We start from the raw sequence: 1,144 nt of genomic DNA on the forward strand, positions 1-1,144 counted from the left end.
CTAGTGCACTGACTCAGACGGAAGGTGCAGGAACGCGGGCCAGCTTGGCGAAAATCGCCTTAGCCGGCTTTGTCCAGACGAAAGGCCCGGCGGATTTGTTGTGCTGCCGGATATAGCGGGCGATCTCGGCTTCGAGCTCGGGCACGGATTTGAAGACGCCGCGACGGATTTTTCGGCGGGTGATGGTAGAGAAAAACCCCTCGACGGCGTTCAGCCACGAAGCGGAGGTCGGCGTGAAGTGGAAGGTCCAGCGTGGATGATCGGCGAGCCACTTCATGACCGCGGGATGCTTGTGGGTCGCGTAATTGTCGAGGATGGCGTGGATGACCTTGCCCGCCGGCACCGCGCGCTCGACGGCGGAAAGAAAGCGGATGAACTCCTGATGCCGATGCTGCTTCATGCAGCGGCCGATGACGGTTCCGTGCAGGATATCGAGCGCGGCGAACAGGGTGGTCGTGCCGTTTCTCTTGTAGTCGTGGGTCATGGTCCCGCATTTTCCGGGCTTGAGCGGCAGGCCGGGCTGCGTGCGGTCGAGCGCCTGGATCTGGCTCTTCTCGTCGATGGAGACCACGACGGCGTGAGCCGGCGGGTCCATGTAGAGGCCGACGACATCCTCGACCTTCTCTGCGAATTGCGGATCGCTCGAGCGCTTGAAGGTTCGGATGCGATGCGGCTGGAGGCGATGCTTTTCCCAGAGGCGTTGCACCGCCCGCAGCGAAATCCCCATGATCTTCGCCATGGCGCGGCCCGTCCAATGAGTGGCGGCGCCGGGCGGCTCCGAGCAGGTCAATTCGAGAACTCTGGCGACGAGCTTCGCGTCGAGCGGCGCGCGGCCCGGCTTGCGGGTCTTGTCGCGCAACAGGCCGTCGACGCCTTCCTCTCCATAACGCTGCTGCCAGCGCCAGACCGCCGGACGGCTGACGCCTGCGCGCCGGGCGATCTCCAGAACCGGGAGCCGTTCCGCGGAAAAGAGCACGATCTTTGCGCGCTGGATATGTTTGAGCGCCCGAGAGCGATCAGAGGCGATCGCGTCCAGTTGCTCGTGGTCTTCGTCCGGAAGGATGATGCTGACAGTCTGGGCCATGAGCCCAGACTCGCACGCCGAGCCGCAATTGTGAATCCTATGTCGGTGTCAGCGCACTAG

The 1,144-nt window shown here is 63.6% G+C and carries 1 protein-coding gene; it reads right to left on the reverse strand.

The genetic code is table 11. The features are described from left to right. Window positions 1-13: 13 nt before the first annotated feature. Window positions 14-1,084: an IS630 family transposase gene (locus ACT53T_RS10695; RefSeq protein WP_476161171.1), complete on the reverse strand. Its 1,071-nt coding sequence runs from the start codon at window positions 1,082-1,084 to the stop codon at window positions 14-16. Between the last annotated feature and the right edge of the window lie 60 nt (window positions 1,085-1,144).

This window comes from Methylosinus sp. DMC45 (genome assembly GCF_056313885.1).

What these genes read in the sequence shown, in the direction of transcription:
- ACT53T_RS10695 (WP_476161171.1), bottom strand. Translation starts at nt 1,084, where the DNA reads ATGGCCCAGACTGTCAGCATCATCCTTCCGGACGAAGACCACGAGCAA.